This window comes from Nonomuraea sp. NPDC004354 (assembly GCF_053602555.1).
The window spans coordinates 1-14442 of the sequence record NZ_JBSGDV010000029.1 but is presented as its reverse complement, the minus strand read 5'-3'; the positions used below and the strand labels follow the sequence as shown (position 1 = coordinate 14442).

Annotated in this window: 14 protein-coding genes; 5 read left to right on the top strand and 9 right to left on the bottom strand. The window is 71.4% G+C overall.

The features are described 5' to 3' along the window. Positions 1 to 47: 47 nt before the first annotated feature. The gene (edd, locus tag ACWENQ_RS42505; protein WP_449930852.1) at positions 48 to 1949 is read right to left on the bottom strand and encodes a phosphogluconate dehydratase; all 1902 of its coding nucleotides are present in this window, start codon (positions 1947 to 1949) and stop codon (positions 48 to 50) included. Between the two features lie 2 nt (positions 1950 to 1951). Then, positions 1952 to 3433 carry a glucose-6-phosphate dehydrogenase gene (gene zwf / locus ACWENQ_RS42500; protein WP_449930850.1) on the bottom strand — a complete coding sequence of 494 codons (1482 nt, stop codon included), beginning with the start codon at positions 3431 to 3433 and terminating at the stop codon, positions 1952 to 1954. Positions 3434 to 3553: 120 nt separating this feature from the next. Here zwf and ACWENQ_RS42495 point away from each other — a divergent pair, with 120 nt between their 5' ends. Continuing rightward, positions 3554 to 4741 carry an ROK family transcriptional regulator gene (locus ACWENQ_RS42495; protein WP_354920588.1) on the top strand — a complete coding sequence of 396 codons (1188 nt, stop codon included), beginning with the start codon at positions 3554 to 3556 and terminating at the stop codon, positions 4739 to 4741. Between the two features lie 33 nt (positions 4742 to 4774). On the opposite strand, the gene ACWENQ_RS42490 is transcribed toward ACWENQ_RS42495, so the two are convergent. Both ACWENQ_RS42490 and ACWENQ_RS42485 read right to left on the bottom strand, forming a co-directional pair. Further along, positions 4775 to 5302, bottom strand: a complete 528-nt coding sequence (locus tag ACWENQ_RS42490) for a hypothetical protein (RefSeq protein WP_449930847.1) — start codon at positions 5300 to 5302, stop codon at positions 4775 to 4777. A 59-nt stretch (positions 5303 to 5361) separates the two neighbouring features. After that, complete coding sequence (locus ACWENQ_RS42485) at positions 5362 to 6114, bottom strand: DUF2470 domain-containing protein (RefSeq protein ID WP_452419351.1); 753 nt, start codon at positions 6112 to 6114, stop codon at positions 5362 to 5364. Between the two features lie 48 nt (positions 6115 to 6162). Between ACWENQ_RS42485 and rpsD the strand changes: the two genes are divergently transcribed. Next, positions 6163 to 6777, top strand: coding sequence for a 30S ribosomal protein S4 (rpsD, locus tag ACWENQ_RS42480; protein ID WP_354920757.1), 615 nt, complete (start codon positions 6163 to 6165; stop codon positions 6775 to 6777). Here the strand turns inward: rpsD and ACWENQ_RS42475 are convergent. Genes ACWENQ_RS42475 through ACWENQ_RS42465 form a run of 3 tightly spaced genes read right to left on the bottom strand, consistent with a single transcriptional unit; the run spans position 6774 to position 8739 of the window. After that, complete coding sequence (locus ACWENQ_RS42475) at positions 6774 to 7586, bottom strand: ion transporter (protein WP_449930843.1); 813 nt, start codon at positions 7584 to 7586, stop codon at positions 6774 to 6776. The two genes, rpsD and ACWENQ_RS42475, sit on opposite strands and share 4 nt — an antisense overlap. 41 nt (positions 7587 to 7627) lie before the next feature. Then, entirely contained in the window at positions 7628 to 8107 is a 480-nt protein-coding gene (locus tag ACWENQ_RS42470; RefSeq protein WP_354920577.1) for a nitroreductase family deazaflavin-dependent oxidoreductase, read from the bottom strand. Further along, positions 8104 to 8739, bottom strand: coding sequence for a TetR/AcrR family transcriptional regulator (locus ACWENQ_RS42465; RefSeq protein WP_449930839.1), 636 nt, complete (start codon positions 8737 to 8739; stop codon positions 8104 to 8106). Before ACWENQ_RS42465 ends, ACWENQ_RS42470 begins: the two co-directional genes overlap by 4 nt. Positions 8740 to 8792: 53 nt before the next feature. Between ACWENQ_RS42465 and ACWENQ_RS42460 the strand changes: the two genes are divergently transcribed. Together ACWENQ_RS42460 and ACWENQ_RS42455 are read left to right on the top strand one after the other, a co-directional pair. Next, positions 8793 to 9491: an ABC transporter ATP-binding protein gene (locus ACWENQ_RS42460; protein ID WP_354920571.1), complete on the top strand. Its 699-nt coding sequence runs from the start codon at positions 8793 to 8795 to the stop codon at positions 9489 to 9491. Then, the gene (locus ACWENQ_RS42455) at positions 9488 to 10210 is read left to right on the top strand and encodes an ABC transporter permease (RefSeq protein ID WP_449930837.1); all 723 of its coding nucleotides are present in this window, start codon (positions 9488 to 9490) and stop codon (positions 10208 to 10210) included. The genes ACWENQ_RS42460 and ACWENQ_RS42455 overlap by 4 nt, the downstream gene beginning before the upstream one ends. 97 nt (positions 10211 to 10307) lie before the next feature. On the opposite strand, the gene ACWENQ_RS42450 is transcribed toward ACWENQ_RS42455, so the two are convergent. Together ACWENQ_RS42450 and ACWENQ_RS42445 are read right to left on the bottom strand one after the other, a co-directional pair. Further along, complete coding sequence (locus tag ACWENQ_RS42450) at positions 10308 to 10562, bottom strand: hypothetical protein (protein WP_449930835.1); 255 nt, start codon at positions 10560 to 10562, stop codon at positions 10308 to 10310. Positions 10563 to 10566: 4 nt separating this feature from the next. After that, the gene (locus tag ACWENQ_RS42445; protein ID WP_449930833.1) at positions 10567 to 11925 is read right to left on the bottom strand and encodes a S8 family peptidase; all 1359 of its coding nucleotides are present in this window, start codon (positions 11923 to 11925) and stop codon (positions 10567 to 10569) included. A 175-nt stretch (positions 11926 to 12100) separates the two neighbouring features. Between ACWENQ_RS42445 and ACWENQ_RS42440 the strand changes: the two genes are divergently transcribed. Further along, entirely contained in the window at positions 12101 to 14134 is a 2034-nt protein-coding gene (locus tag ACWENQ_RS42440) for a spermidine synthase (RefSeq protein WP_452419350.1), read from the top strand. Positions 14135 to 14442 lie beyond the last annotated feature (308 nt).

The following is a 14442-nucleotide window of genomic DNA, read 5'->3' as shown; positions in this document are numbered from 1 at the left end:
CGAGCACGCCGGTCGGGCGCCGGGCGGCCGGTGCGCGGTGGCGCCGATCACTGGGCGACCTCCGTGTGGGCGAACCCGGCGGGCGCCGCGAAGCCGATGCCGGGCCCGTGCGTGGCCGACTCGGCCCCGTTGACGCCGAAGAGGCCGGCCCCGTGCTCGGCGTGCCCCGTCATCCGGCGGAACGCCGAGAACAGCTCGCGCCCCGTGCCGACCCACTCGGCGTCGCTGAGCGCCCGCCCCTCCGGCGTGCGCCCCGACAGGTCGGCCAGCACGTCGAGGGTCCCGGCCGCCGAGTCGAGCCTGATCAGGTCACCGTCGCGGACCAGCGCGATGGGCCCGCCGTCGGCCGCCTCGGGCGACAGGTGGATCGCCGCCGGCACCTTGCCCGACGCGCCCGACATCCGGCCGTCGGTCACGATCGCCACCCGCTGCCCGCGGTCGAGCAGCACGGCCAGCGGCGGGGTCAGCTTGTGCAGCTCGGGCATGCCGTTCGCGCTCGGCCCCTGGTAGCGGATGACCGCCACGAAGTCCTGCCCGTCCAGTTCGCCCGCCTCGAAGGCGCGCAGCAGCTGCAACTGGTCGTCGAAGACGCGCGCGGGCGCCTCGATCACCAGGTGCTCGGGCTTGACCGAGGAGACCTTGCTGACCGCGCAGCCCAGGTTGCCGTCGAGCATGTGGATGCCGCCGTCGGCCGAGAACGGCGCGGAGACGGGCCGCAGCACGTCGAGGTCGGCGCTGCCGGCGGTGACCTCCTCCCAGACCAGCGCGTCCTCCTTGAGGGCGGGAGCCGACCGGTAGTGGTCCAGGCCCCTGCCCGCGATGGTCAGCACGTCACCGTGCAGCAGGCCGTTGTCCAGCAGGTCGCCGATCAGGACCTGCATGCCGCCCGCGTCGCGGAAGTGGTTCACGTCGGCCTGGCCGTTGGGGTACATCTTGGTCAGCGAGGGCACGACCTTGGACAGCGCGGCCAGGTCGTCCCAGGTCAGCACGATGCCCGCGGCGGCCGCGATGGCGACCAGGTGCAGCGTGTGGTTGGTCGAGCCGCCGGTGGCCAGCAGCGCGACGCAGGCGTTGACGATCGCCTTCTCGTCGACGACCTCGCCCACGGGGGTGTACTCGGGGCCGTGGGCGGTGATCTCGACCGCCCGCGCGCCGGCCGCCTCGGTGAGGGCGTGCCGCAGCGGGGTGTGCGGGTTGACGAAGGTCGAGCCAGGCAGGTGCAGGCCCATGACCTCGACCATCACCTGGTTGGAGTTCGCGGTGCCGTAGAAGGTGCAGGTGCCGGGGGAGTGGTAGGACTTCGACTCCGCGTCCAGCAGCTCGTCCCTGCCGACCTTGCCCTCGGCGAACAGCTGGCGGGTGCGCGCCTTGACCTTGTTCGGCAGCCCCGAGGTCATCGGCCCGGCGGGCACGAAGACGGCGGGCAGGTGGCCGAAGTGCAGGGCGCCGATCAGCAGGCCGGGCACGATCTTGTCGCAGACGCCCAGCATGAGGGAGGCGTCGAACATGTCGTGCGACAGCGCGATCGCCGTCGCCATCGCGATCACGTCGCGGCTGTAGAGGGACAGCTCCATGCCGGCGCGGCCCTGGGTGATGCCGTCGCACATGGCCGGCACGCCGCCGGCCACCTGCGCGACGCCGCCTGCCCTGCGCACGGCGGTCTTCAGCTCACCGGGGTAGGTCTCGTACGGCTGGTGCGCGCTCAGCATGTCGTTGTAGCTGGTCACGATCGCCACGCCGGGCTTGGCCGTCCCCCTCAGCAGGGGCTTGTCCTCCGGACCCGCGGCGGCGAAGCCGTGGGCCAGGTTCGCGCACCCGAGGTGGGCGCGGGCCGGACCGCGCGAGCGGGCCAGCTCGCCCTCGCGCCTGACGCGCTCCAGATAGACGGTACGGCTGGCGAGGGAGCGCGCGGCCACCCGCTCGGTCACCTGCTGGATGATCGGATTCACTACTACGCCTCCTCTTCGTGCCAGGCCCGGCCGCTGCGGCCGAGCAGTTCGTGCGCGCCGGCCGGGCCGGTCGTCCCCGCGGGGTAGGGCTCGGGCAGCTCGGCCGACGACTCCCACGCCGCGAGGATCGGGTCGATCCAGCGCCAGGCGGCCTCGACCTCGTCGCGCCGCATGAACAGCGTCGGGTTGCCGGCGAGCACGTCGGACAGCAGCCGCTCGTAGGCCTCGGGCACCCGGGCGGTGAACGTCTTGCCGAAGCTGAGCGACAGCGGCACCGGCTTCAGCAGGGTCTCGCCCGCGCCCGGCTCCTTGGCCATGATGTGCAGCTCGATGCCCTCCTCGGGCTGCAGCCGCAGCACCAGGCGGTTGGGCGTGCCGCCGGGGAAGATGGAGTGCGGCACGTCCTTGAACTGGATGACGATCTCCGAGCGCCGGTACGGCATGCGCTTGCCGGTGCGCAGGTAGAACGGCACGCCCGCCCACCGCCAGTTCTTGACCTCGGCCCGGATCGCGGTGAACGTCTCGACCCTGCGCGAGGCCTCGGTCGGCGGCGTGGAGGCGGGCTCGTCGAGGTAGGACGGCATGTCGCCGGTGCCGGTGTACTGGCCGCGCACGGTGAAACGGTCCACCTCGGTGCCGACGATGGGCCGCAGCGACTGCAGCACCTTGACCTTCTCGTCGCGGATCGCCTCGCGGTCGTTGCGGGCCGGCGGCTCCATGGCGACCAGGGTGAGCAGCTGCAGCAGGTGGTTCTGCACCATGTCGCGCAGCGCGCCCGCGTGGTCGTAGTAGCCCCGGCGGCCCGGGGTGCCGACGGTCTCGGCGGCGGTGATCTGCACGTGGTCGATCCAGAGGGAGTTCCAGATCGGCTCGAGGAAGGCGTTGGCGAAGCGCAGGACCAGCAGGTTCTGCACCGTCTCCTTGCCGAGGTAGTGGTCGATGCGGAAGACCTGCTGCTCGTCGAAGATCTCGCCGACCTCGTCGTTGATGCGCTGGGCGCTCACCAGGTCGCGTCCGAGCGGCTTCTCCAGCACCACGCGCGAGCGGGGCGTGACCAGCCCCGCCTGCTGCAGCTCGCGACAGAAGGGGCCGAACGTCATGGGCGGGCTGGCCAGGTAGAAGACCCGGTCCCTGTCCTCGTGCCCGGCCAGCATCTTCACCAGGTCGGACCAGCCGCTGCCGTCGTCACCGCCCACGTCGACCGACACGTGGTACAGGCGGCCGAGGAAACGCTGCCACGCCTCCGCGTCGTCCGGTACGGCCGAGCGCACCTCGGCGTCGACCTTGCCGCGGAAGTCGGCGTCCGTCAGCCCGCCGCGCGACATCGCGATGACGCGCGTCTCGGGGGCGAGCCTGCCTTCCAGGTCGGAGTGGAACAACGCGGGCAGCAGCTTGCGCATCGACAGGTCGCCGGTGCCGCCGAAGACGACCAGATCGGCGATGTGACAGGTGGGGGAGAGCACGGCTGGGACTCCGGTGATCAACCAAGCAAGGACAGAACGGACACTAGCCAGAGTTCGGGGAGGACACAAGCGGGCTTTTGCTATTTGAGATGAGAAAGTCTGGAGTTTTCATTACGTAACCGGCTGTGATTCACTTAGCCGATGCCCAGACGTACCGCAGCCTCGCTCGCCACCAGCGGGGAGGTCCTCGACCTCATCCGCACGGGTGAGGCCGTCACGCGCGCGGACCTCGGACGGGTGACCGGCCTGTCCCGGCCGGCGGTGTCGCTGCGGGTCGGCGAGCTGCTGGAACGCGGCCTGGTCGTCGAGCGGACCGACGCGCCGTCGACGGGCGGACGCCCTCCGGTGCGGCTGGAGTTCAACGCCTCGGGCGGTGTGGTGCTGGTCGCCGCGCTCGGCGCGAGCCGTACCAGGGTGGCCGTGTGCGACCTGGCGGGCCGCGAGCTGGCGGGCCGCGAGTTCGTCATCGACGTGGAGCAGGGGCCGGACGTGGTGCTGCCGCTGCTCATGGACACCTGGGACGAACTGCTCGACGGCACCGCCCGCGACCGGGTCAAGGGCGTGGGGATGGGCGTGCCCGCGACCGTCGAGTTCGCCGCGGGCCGGACGGAGTCGGCCAGGGTGATGGCCAGTTGGACGGGCGTGGTGATCCCGCCGTTGATCCACGAGCGCTTCCCCGTCCCGGTCTTCGTCGACAACGACGTCAACGTCCTGGCCATCGGCGAGCACCGCGGCGCCTACGCCGAGGAGACCGGTGACCTGGTGTTCGTGAAGATCTCCACCAGGATCGGCGCGGGCGTGATCGCGGGCGGCGAGATCCTGCGCGGCGCGCTCGGCGCGGCCGGCGAGATCGGGCACATCCCCGTGCGCGACGGCGGCGGCGTGCTGTGCAGGTGCGGCAACGTCGACTGCGTCGACTCGGTGGCCAGCGGCACCGCGCTGCTGCGCGAGCTGCGCGCGGCCGGCCGCGACGTGAAGACCATCGCGGACGTGACCGCGCTGGTGCGCGCGGGCGACGCCGAGACGATGGCGATCGTGCGCGCGGCGGGCCGCCGGATCGGCGAGGTGATCGCCGGGGCGGTCAACATCCTCAACCCCGCCGTGGTCGTCCTCGGCGGGGACGTGGCCGAGGCGTTCGGGCCGCTCGTCTCGAGCATCCGCGAGGTGGTCTACCGGCGTTCGACCGCGCTGGCCACCCGCAGGCTGCGGATCGAGACCAGCCGGATGGGCGCGGCCGCCGGCATCACCGGGTGCGCGGTGATGGTGCTCGACCACGTCCTGTCACCCGACGCCGTGGACGAGACCCTGACCCAGCGCCACCAGCGCTGACCGGGCGCACGGGAGGCGCAGGGGCTCAGGGGCTCAGGAACCGTCGCTCCGCTCACCGCCTGGCTCGGCGACGTCCTTGAGCTCCGTGCCCTGCTGCAGGCGCTTCTTCGGCTTCTTTGGCGGCTTCCTGGTACGGCGCGGCGGCTCGGGCGTGGTCGAGGTGGCCTCGATCAGCCCCGGCGCGGGCGGCCTGGCCGCCGCCGGCATCTCGGGATCCTCGCTGGGCGTGTCGGGAGCGACCAGGCCGGGGCTGCGCCGCGGCTCGGCCCTGACGGGCGTCGGCTCGGCGGAGGCGGAGGAGCGGCTCGGGTGGGTCGCGATCGGCTCGGGCGCCTCCTGGCGGGCGAAGGGACGTTCGCTCGCGCGCGGGGTGCTGCTCGCCGCGTGCGTCTGCGTCGTGCGCTCGGCGGGGGTGGGCGGCTCGACCTCCCCCCTGGCTCCCCACGGCCCCGGCGACGGCAGGGACCCGCCGATGAGGATCGCCGAGAACGCCAGCATCGCCGTGCCGGCCAGAGCCGCGATGGTCATCATGGCGCGCTCGCGCCGCCCGGTATCGCTCACCTGATGCATGGTAGGTGAGGCGTCGAGCGGATGGATCAAGCACGCCCGCCGGTCCCGGCTCAGCAGGTGCAGAGAATGGCCCGGAGCGCCGTCTCCAGGCACAGCCCCGATCCGGCGGGCACCGGCCAGGGGAAGCGCACCAACGCGGGGTCGTCGTCGCCGATCCTGACCGTCGCGCCGTACCTGTCGAGCTCCCACAGCCAGGCCTGCTCGGCGGGCAGCCCGAGCAGGCGCTCGACGCCCGCGGCCAGCTGTGACCGGTGCGAGCCGTTGACGTGCGCGAGCACCCGTTCGGCCACCTCGGCCAGCGGGTCGGGCGCCGCGTCCAGGTACTCGTCGGCGTCCAGCACCCCGGACTGCTCGCCCGTCAGGTAGACCACCTGGCCGACGTCGAGCCGCAGCAGGCGGGGCGCGTCCGGCGCGCCGTACCGCTCCAGCGCCTCGAACAGCCCCTCGTCGGCCGCGTGCGCCGAGATCGCCACCGCCGCCTCCCTGGCCTCGCCCTCGGGCACGGCCTCGGCCCAGCCCTGCACCTCGATCAGCCCGCGGGGGTGCTCCACCTCGCCCAGCAGCCGCGTCGCCGACAGGTTCACCGAGACGACCGCGTCGCCCCGCAGCCCGTGCAGCGGCTCACCCGGGCGGACGAGCAGGACGGGACGGCCGCGCGAGTCGACGGCCCCGCTCACCGGGCACCGCGTGCCGTCGACGATCAGTTGCGCCGCGCGCGATGAGGCGGCCAGGGTGCGGACGAGCTCGGGCAGCGGAGGGGCGGCCAGGGGCATTGGCGTCTCCTTGAGGTCGACAACGAACATAGGTTAGGCTTCCCTTAGTAAGGATTACCTAATCACATTGAGGTGAACGTGCGCTACACCGGCCCCAAGGTGCGACTGTCCCGACGCGCGGGCGTCCCGCTGACCAGGAAAGCCGTCCGCTACTTCGAGCAGCGCCCCTACCCGCCGGGCGAGCACGGCCGCAAGACCAACCGCCGTACCACCGGCGACTACGGGCTGCGGTTGATGGAGAAGCAGAAGCTGCGCTGGTACTACGACGTGTCCGAGCGCCAGCTGCGCCGCTACTGGGACCTGGCCGTGCGCAGGTCCGGCGCCTCGGGCGCCGAGCTGGTCGTGCTGCTGGAGAGCCGCCTGGCCTCCCTCGTGCTGCGGGCCGGCCTGGCCCCGTCCATCTACGCCGCCAGGCAGTACGTCGCCCACGGCCACATCACCGTCGACGGCCGCAAGGTCGACATCCCCAGCTACCTGGTCAAGCCGGGGCAGGTCGTCGCGGTCCGCGAGCGGTCGCGGAAGATGCAGCCGTTCGTGGCGGCGGCCGAGGGCCTGTACGCCGACGAGCGGACCGCGGGCTACCTGAGCGTCGACCACGCCGGCCTGACCTTCACGCTCACCGCCAGGCCCGAGCGCGAGCAGATCGTGGTGCCCGTCGACGAGCAGCTCGTGGTCGAGTTCTACTCGCGCTAGCGGGGCGAGCCGACGCTCATCTCCTCGCGCAGCTGCCTGACCTCCGCCCGCAGGGCGGCGAGCTCGGCCATGATCGCGCCGGTCGCCTGGGCCGAGGTCGTCTCCACGACCTCGGCCAGCGTCTCCTCCTCGGCGTGCTTCTCGTCGTCCATGGCGCTCACCACGACCGCCATGAACAGGTTCAGCACCACGAAGCTGCAGAGGAGGATGAAGACGACGAAGAAGATCCACGCCGAGGGGTGCGTGACCATGACCTCGCGGGCGATGTCCGGCCACGCCTCGCCCGTCATGGTCTGGAACAGCGTGAACAGCGAGACCGGCAGCGACCCGAAGTGCTCCGGCGCGGTGCCCCCGTAGAGCTTGGTCGCCATCACGCCGCCGACGTACAGCACCAGCGTGAGCAGCACCACGATCGAGCTCATCCCCGGCATCGCGGCCAGGAGCGCGTTGACCACCCGGCGCAGGCTCGGCACGACCGACACCAGCCGCAGCACCCGCAGGATGCGCAGCGCCCTCAGGACCGACAGCCCTCCGGTGGCCGGCAGGACGGCGACGGCGACGATGAGGGTGTCGAAGATGTTCCACGGGTCGCGGACGAAGCCCGAGCGGTGGACGTAGACCTTGGCGAGCAGTTCGGCGACGAAGATGTACAGCGCCACGTGGTCCACCAGGTTCAGGACCGGCCCGGCGCGTTCCATCACCCACGGGAAGGTCTCCAGGCCCAGGGTGGCGGCGTTGATCAGGATGACGGCGACGACGAATCGCTGGAAGCGGGGGCTCTCGATGATCAGACGAGCGCGCTCGCGCACAGAGGAACTCCTTGCGGGGTGGTACAAGATCCCGTGGACGGTCAGCCGACGGGTGTCAGTCGGAAGACGCGCAGGTGCCTGCCTGACTTGACGGTGTAGCGGTCGTAGACGGGCCACTGCGCTACCAGGCCGGGCCAGGCTCGCTCGCGCTCCTCGCCCTCCAGCAGCCTGGCGACGACGGCGATCCGCCTGCCCCGGAAGCTGACCGCGGCCTCGGGGGTCTTGAGCAGGTTGCCGCTCCAGGCAGGGTGGTGGTCCCTTCCGAAGTTGCTGCCCACGATCAGGAAGGCGCCGTCCGGCTCCGGCAGGCAGGCCAGCGGCGTCTCCCGTGCCTGCCCGGTCTTGGCCCCGGTCGTGGTGAGCACCAGCGTGGGGATCATCTTGTCGCTGATCGGCCGCCCTCCGGTGACCTTGTGGACGAGACGGTCCATCGCGGGAACGATCTTCGGGCCGACCTTCATGAACGCGTCAGTGCCCGCCAGCCACTGGAAGAACGGCTTTAAGCGCTCGATGATCGTCACATTCGCACACAGTATCCCGAGATCCCGCTTTCCAGAAGATCGAAGGCCTGTTCGGTCTGCCTCTGGAGCTGAGGCAGGATCTCCGCCCAGCTCTCGCCCGCGAGCTTGCGCGCGACCGCGTGCCGCGACAGCAACCTGGTGGTCTCGAGGATCTGCGCCGCCACCATGCGGGGCGTCAGGTCGTCGGGGTCGGCGTCCGTCTCCTCCGCCAGGGTGGCGGCCAGGTGCTGGATCTGCTCGTATTCCAGCTCCCTGAAACGCGCCGTCAGCGAGGGGCTCGCGACCACGATGGCCTCGAACAGGTCGGCGCCGTCGTTGAGGCCGTAGCGCCAGTCGCGCGTCTCGATCGCGTCGAGGAAGTCGCGGCGGAAGGCGGCCACGACGCTCTCGCCCGGTCGCCGCTCCCTGACCACCCTGCTCTGCAGGTCCTCGACCTCCTCGCGGCGGTCGAGGAACAGGTCCTCCTTGGTGCCGAAGTAGTTGAAGACGGTGTTGACGGACACGTCGGCCGCCCGTGCCACGTCGGCGACCGTCACCTGCTCGAACCCGCGCGCCATGAACAGGCCCATCGCCATGTCGGCGATCCGCGTCCTGGTCTCCCGCTTCTTGCGCTCCCGCAGCCCCTCTTCCATGTGGACATGCTACAAGCTTGCAGTCACTCCAAAATTGTGGCTACTCTAAAAATGTGATCGATGTACACGGTCTGACCAAGACCTTCGGCAACGGCGTGCACGCCGTGAACGGCGTTGACTTCTCCGTCGCGCCCGGCGAGATCGTCGGCTTCCTCGGCGCCAACGGCGCCGGCAAGACCACCACCATGCGCATGCTGACCACCCTGCTCACCCCGACCTCGGGCACGGCCGCCATCGCCGGGCACGACCTGCTGTCCGACCCCCGCGGCGTACGGCGCAGCATCGGCTACGTCTCGCAGAGCGGCGGGATCAACCCGGTCAACCCCCTCGGCGACGAACTCGAACTGCAGGCCATGCTGTACGGAATGCGCCGCCGCGAGGCCCGCGCGCGCATCACCGAGACGCTGGAGACGCTGCGGCTGACCGGCATGGAGAACCTGCCCGGCGGCGCGCTGTCCGGCGGGCAACGGCGCCGCTTCGACATCGCCTTCAGCCTGCTGCACCGCCCTCCGGTGCTCTTCCTCGACGAGCCGACCACCGGTCTCGACCCGCAGAGCAGGGCGGAGCTGTGGGAGCACATCCGCTCCCTCGGCCTGACGGTGTTCCTGTCCACCCACTACCTGGAGGAGGCCGAGGCGCTCTGCGACCGGCTGCTGGTCATCGACAGCGGCCGGATCGCCGCCCAGGGCACGCCCGCCGAGATCAAGGGCGAGCGCACGCTGACGGAGGCGTTCATGGAGATCGCGTCATGAGGGACACCTGGCTGATCTTCCGGCACGACGCGCGCATCATGCTGCGCCACAAGTTCGGCATCCTCATCTCGGCCGCCCAGCCGCTGTTCTTCCTGGTGCTGTTCGGCCCGATCTTCGCGACCATCGGCACGTGGGAGACCCTGGTCCCCGGCCTGATCATCCAGCTCGGGCTGCTCAGCGCGGGCCTGGCCGGGTTCGGCGTCGTCTTCGACTGGCGCTCGGGCGTGCTCGAACGCCTCAGGGTCACCCCCGCGGGCCGGCTGTCGCTGCTGCTCGGACGGGTGCTCACCAACGCGTTCACCCTGGTGATCCAGACCGTGCTGCTGGTCGCCGTCGCCTACGCCATCGGCCTGCGCGCCCCCGTCGCCGGGGTGGTCGCCGGGCTGCTCCTGGTGATCGTGCTCGGCGTCAGCCTGGCCGCGCTGTCCTACGCGGCGGCGATGCGGCTGAACGAGCACCTGTTCGCGCCCGTCATGATGACCGCGGTGTGGCCGCTGATGCTGCTGTCCGGCACCTTCCTGCCGATGTCGATGGCGCCGGCCTGGCTCAACACGCTGTCGTACGCCAGCCCGTTCCGCTACGTGCTCGAGGCGATGCGCGAGCTGTTCGCCGGACATTACGCGACCGGCACGGTCGGGATCGGCGTGCTGGTCGTGGCGCTCTTCGCGGCGATCAGCCTGACGATCGGCAACCGGGTCTTCAGCCGCGCGAACGCCTAGACGGACCGGCTCCACCGGCCCGCCCGGGCGCGGCGGAGGGCGGATCGGCCCTGCCCGCCCGGGCGAGGCGGAGGGCGGATCGGCCCTCCCCACCCTCCTACGTCGGTGGGCCGTAGGGCTCGATCCGGGGGTCGGCGAAGGGCGGACCGGCCCTGCGGCCCGCCTCCTCCGTCACCCGCAGCCCGTACAACCCCTCGTCGGGGTCGATGAGGACCAGGCCGTAGGCGGTGTCCACGTCCTCCTCCGACAGGCCGAGCCGCGCCGTCGCGTCGGCGAGCGTCGCGCCTCGCGGCAGCCGTACCGTCACCAGCACGAGGCGGCGGCCCTGGCCGGCGGATCCACGCTCCTCCATGGGGTCAGGCTACGCGCTTGGCCCTGCGGCGCAGCGCGGCCAGGATGCCCGCGGCGTCCACGACGCCGTAGCCGTAGTCGAAGTCGTAGCCGACCTCGCTGCGGTCCTCGGCGGTACGGCGCAGCAGCGAGCGCAGCTGGCTCGGAGACAGGCGCGCGGCCGGCCAGTGGGTGCGGATCGCCGCCACCAGGCCGGCCGCCACCGGGCAGGCCGCCGAGGTGCCCGAGTCCGGCTCTTCGTCGCCGAACGCCTTCGACCCGGAGAAGTGGGTGTAGGCGCACAGGTCGGGCTTGCGCGCGGTCAGCCGGCCGGGGCCCTGGGAGGAGTAGCCGACGCGCTCGCCGCTGACGTCGACGCCGCCGATCGACAGCACCTTCGGATGGGAGTTGGCGCCCACGATCGGCCGGTCGGGGTAGGCGCACCTGCCGTCCTTGCACTCGCGCCCGCAGTTGCCCGCCGCGAACAGCACGTCCGCCCCCGCCCGCTCGAGGGAGGCGACGATCAGGTTGAACGGGTGGGCGGCGTTGTCGGAGTAGTTGCCCGGATGGCCCGGCGGGAAGTCCCACCGCGGGGAGAACGAGCCCCACGAGTTGCTGATCACCAGCGCCCTGGTCTCGGCGGGCTGCGCCTCCAGGACCGTCCGCAGGTGCGCGAAGGCGGCCACCGCGTCCGACAGCAGCCCGTCCAGCGCCGACCCGCCAGGACGGGTGGACAGCAGCACGGGGATGTCGATCAGCGACGCCTGCGGCGCGCCGATGAGCGTGTCGAACGCGCACATCGTCCCGTGGTCCACCTCGAACTCGCCGGGACGGCCGGACACGCCGGCGGGGTTCCAGCTGCGCTCGGCGTCGAGGTTGACGCCCCGGCCCAGATGCCTGGCCACGTGGGCGGCGTTGATGCCGGTGTCGAGGACGGCCAGCGCCACCCCCGTGCCGTCGAGCCCCTCGGCGTGCAGCGCCGCGGTGCTCAGCAGCCGCTCGACGTCGTGCCAGTCGCCGACCGGCGCGTCGCCGCCGCAGGTCAGGCTCGACTCGATGACCGGGTCGGCGTAGACCCCGACCACGTCGGAGCGCAGCGTGGGCAGCAGCGCCACCCTGGCGGCCAGCTCGTCGTCGGCGATCTCCCCGCGCACGAGCACCGTGGCGTCGTCGGCGGCCAGCGAGAAGTCGAGCGGCTGGTCGAGCGAGAGCGGGTCGCCGCCGGGCCCGGGCACCGGACGCGGAACGGCGACGGGAACGAACGACGGGTCCAGCGCCACGCCCGGCAGGCCGTCGGCCACGTCGGCGGTGGTGGCCTGCCGTCCGGGGTCGGCGACCGCCGCGACGAGGTCAGGGGAGGGGCGAAGCTGGATCAGGACTCGCATGGGGGCATCACCGATTCTGCCGGAGGGAATGGACCACCCCCACATTCCTTCAACATCACCGCCGCGTCCAGCGACTCTTGAGGGTTGTGACCTGCAATAACACGGCAAATCGCCCGTACCGGGACGCTGGGTGGGGGCTTCCCTGCCGACCGCCGGTTCACTAGCGTGTGACGGCATGACCGCACAGGTGCAGGCCACCTCTCCAGACCGTGAAAGTGATCACTGGATGGCCGTGCGGCCCCGGCTGATCCTGGCGAGCGGATTCATGCTCTTCCTGGAGCTCGCGCTGATCCGCTGGACCGGCTCGAACATCGTGCACCTGAGCTACTTCACCAACTTCGTCCTGCTCGGCTCCTTCCTCGGGATCGGTCTCGGGTTCCTGCGGGTCGGCCGGAGCCGGCGGCAGCCGTACTACTCGCCCATCGTGCTGGCCGCGCTGGTGCTGGTCGTGCTGATGTTCCCGGTGACCGTCGACCAGCAGGCCGACGGCGTCCTGTACTGGACGAGCCTGGAGACCACGGGACCGCCCGCCTGGGTGATCCTGCCGATCGTCTTCGCGGCGGCCGCGACCGTGCTCATGGGCCCCGCCGAGCTCGTCGGGCGCTGCTTTCCCGAGCTGCCGCGCCTGGAGGCCTACCGCTACGACCTCATCGGCTCGCTCAGCGGGATCGCGCTGTTCACGGCGCTGTCGTTCCTGAGCGCCCCGCCGGTCTTCTGGGGCGTGCTGGTGGCCGTCGCCTACGCGCTGCTGCTGGTGCCGCGGCCGCCGGTGCCGTATCTGCTGCTGGTCGTGACGCCCTCCCTCGTGGTCGTCGGGCTGCTGCTGGCCGAGACGCTCACCGCGGGCGCGCTGTGGTCGCCCTACTACAAGGTCACCTACCGGCAGCTCGAACGGGCGGGCGAGAAGGTGATGAACATCCAGGTCAACGGTATCCCGCACCAGGAGGCCGTGCCCGCAGCCGCCCGCCTGCAGTGGGAGGCGCAGTACGGCCTGCCGTACGAGAGGGCGGTGAGCACCCCCAAGGACGTGCTGATCGTCGGCGCGGGCAGCGGCACCGACGTCGCCATCGCCCTGTCCAAGGGGGCCCAGCGGGTCGACGCGGTCGAGATCGACCCCAAGCTGCGCGAGCTGGGCGGCACCTACCACCCCGACCATCCCTACAGCGACCCGCGCGTCACCACCACCATCACCGACGGCCGCGCCTACCTGGAGCAGACCGACAAGAAGTACGACCTCATCCTGTTCGCCCTGCCCGACTCGCTGACGCTGGTGTCGGGGGCCTCGTCGCTGCGCCTGGAGAGCTACCTGTTCACCGAGGAGGCCATGCGGGCCGCCCGCGACCACCTCAAGCCCGGCGGGGCGTTCTCGATGTACAACTACTACCGCGAGAGCTGGCTGGTCGACCGGCTGGCGGCCACCATGGGTGAGGCCTTCGGCCACAAGCCGTGCGTCGACGTGGTCAGCCAGGCGGGCCAGCAGGCCGTCATCACCGCGGGGCTCACCCTCGCCGACCAGCGCTGCGGCGGCCAGTGGGCGGGCGCGGCGGCCGGCACGCCCCCGCCGACCGGCGACGACCGGCCCTTCCTGTACCTGAAGGACTCCACGATCCCGTCGCTGTACGTCATCACGCTCAGCCTCATCCTCATCGTCTCCTTGCTGGCGGTGCGGGTGGTGGCGGGCCCCTTCGCCAGGATGCGCCCCTACGCCGACCTGTTCCTGCTGGGCGTGGGCTTCATGCTGCTGGAGACCAAGAGCGTCACCGGCTTCGCCCTGCTGTTCGGCACCACCTGGGTGGTCAACGCCATCGTGTTCGCCGGGGTGCTGGTGGCCGTGCTCGCCGCCGTCGAGGTCACCCGCCGCTTCCGCACCCCTCCGCTTCCCGTCATGTACGGCGTGCTGTTCGCGGGGCTCGCGCTGTCCTGGCTGGTGCCGAACTCGTGGCTGCTGAGCCTGCCGGTGCCGCTGCGCGCGGTGGCCGCGGTGACGGTGGCGTTCCTGCCGATCTTCGCGGCGAACGTCGTCTTCGCCAAGCGCTTCGCCGACACCGCCGACGCGACCACCTCCTTCGGCGCGAACCTGCTCGGGGCGATGGTGGGCGGCTGCCTGGAGTACCTCGCCCTGGTCACCGGCTACAAGGGGCTGCTGCTGGTGGCCGCCGTCCTGTACCTGGGCGCCTTCGCCCTGCTGCCCCGCCGGGCCGCGGCATGACGGGATGACCTGGAGAGCGCGGAACCCGTGACACACCGGATTGGGGGTTGACAAGCGGCCTCGCGTACGGCATTCTGAAGATGCGACCGGGAACATGGGTCTGCGTTAGCGTGGACAAATTCAGGCAGGGCGAGTACGCTCGTGCTTCCACGCTGCCTTTCTGACGACCTTCACGTGGCGAGGTCGTCCGGCGTGCCTCTGGTCAGTCCGCCTTCGGAAGGACATCTGTTGGCAGCCTCGCGCAACGCCTCCGCCGTACCCGCCGGTCCCCGTCGCGTTTCCTTTTCGCGCATCCAGGAGCCCCTCGA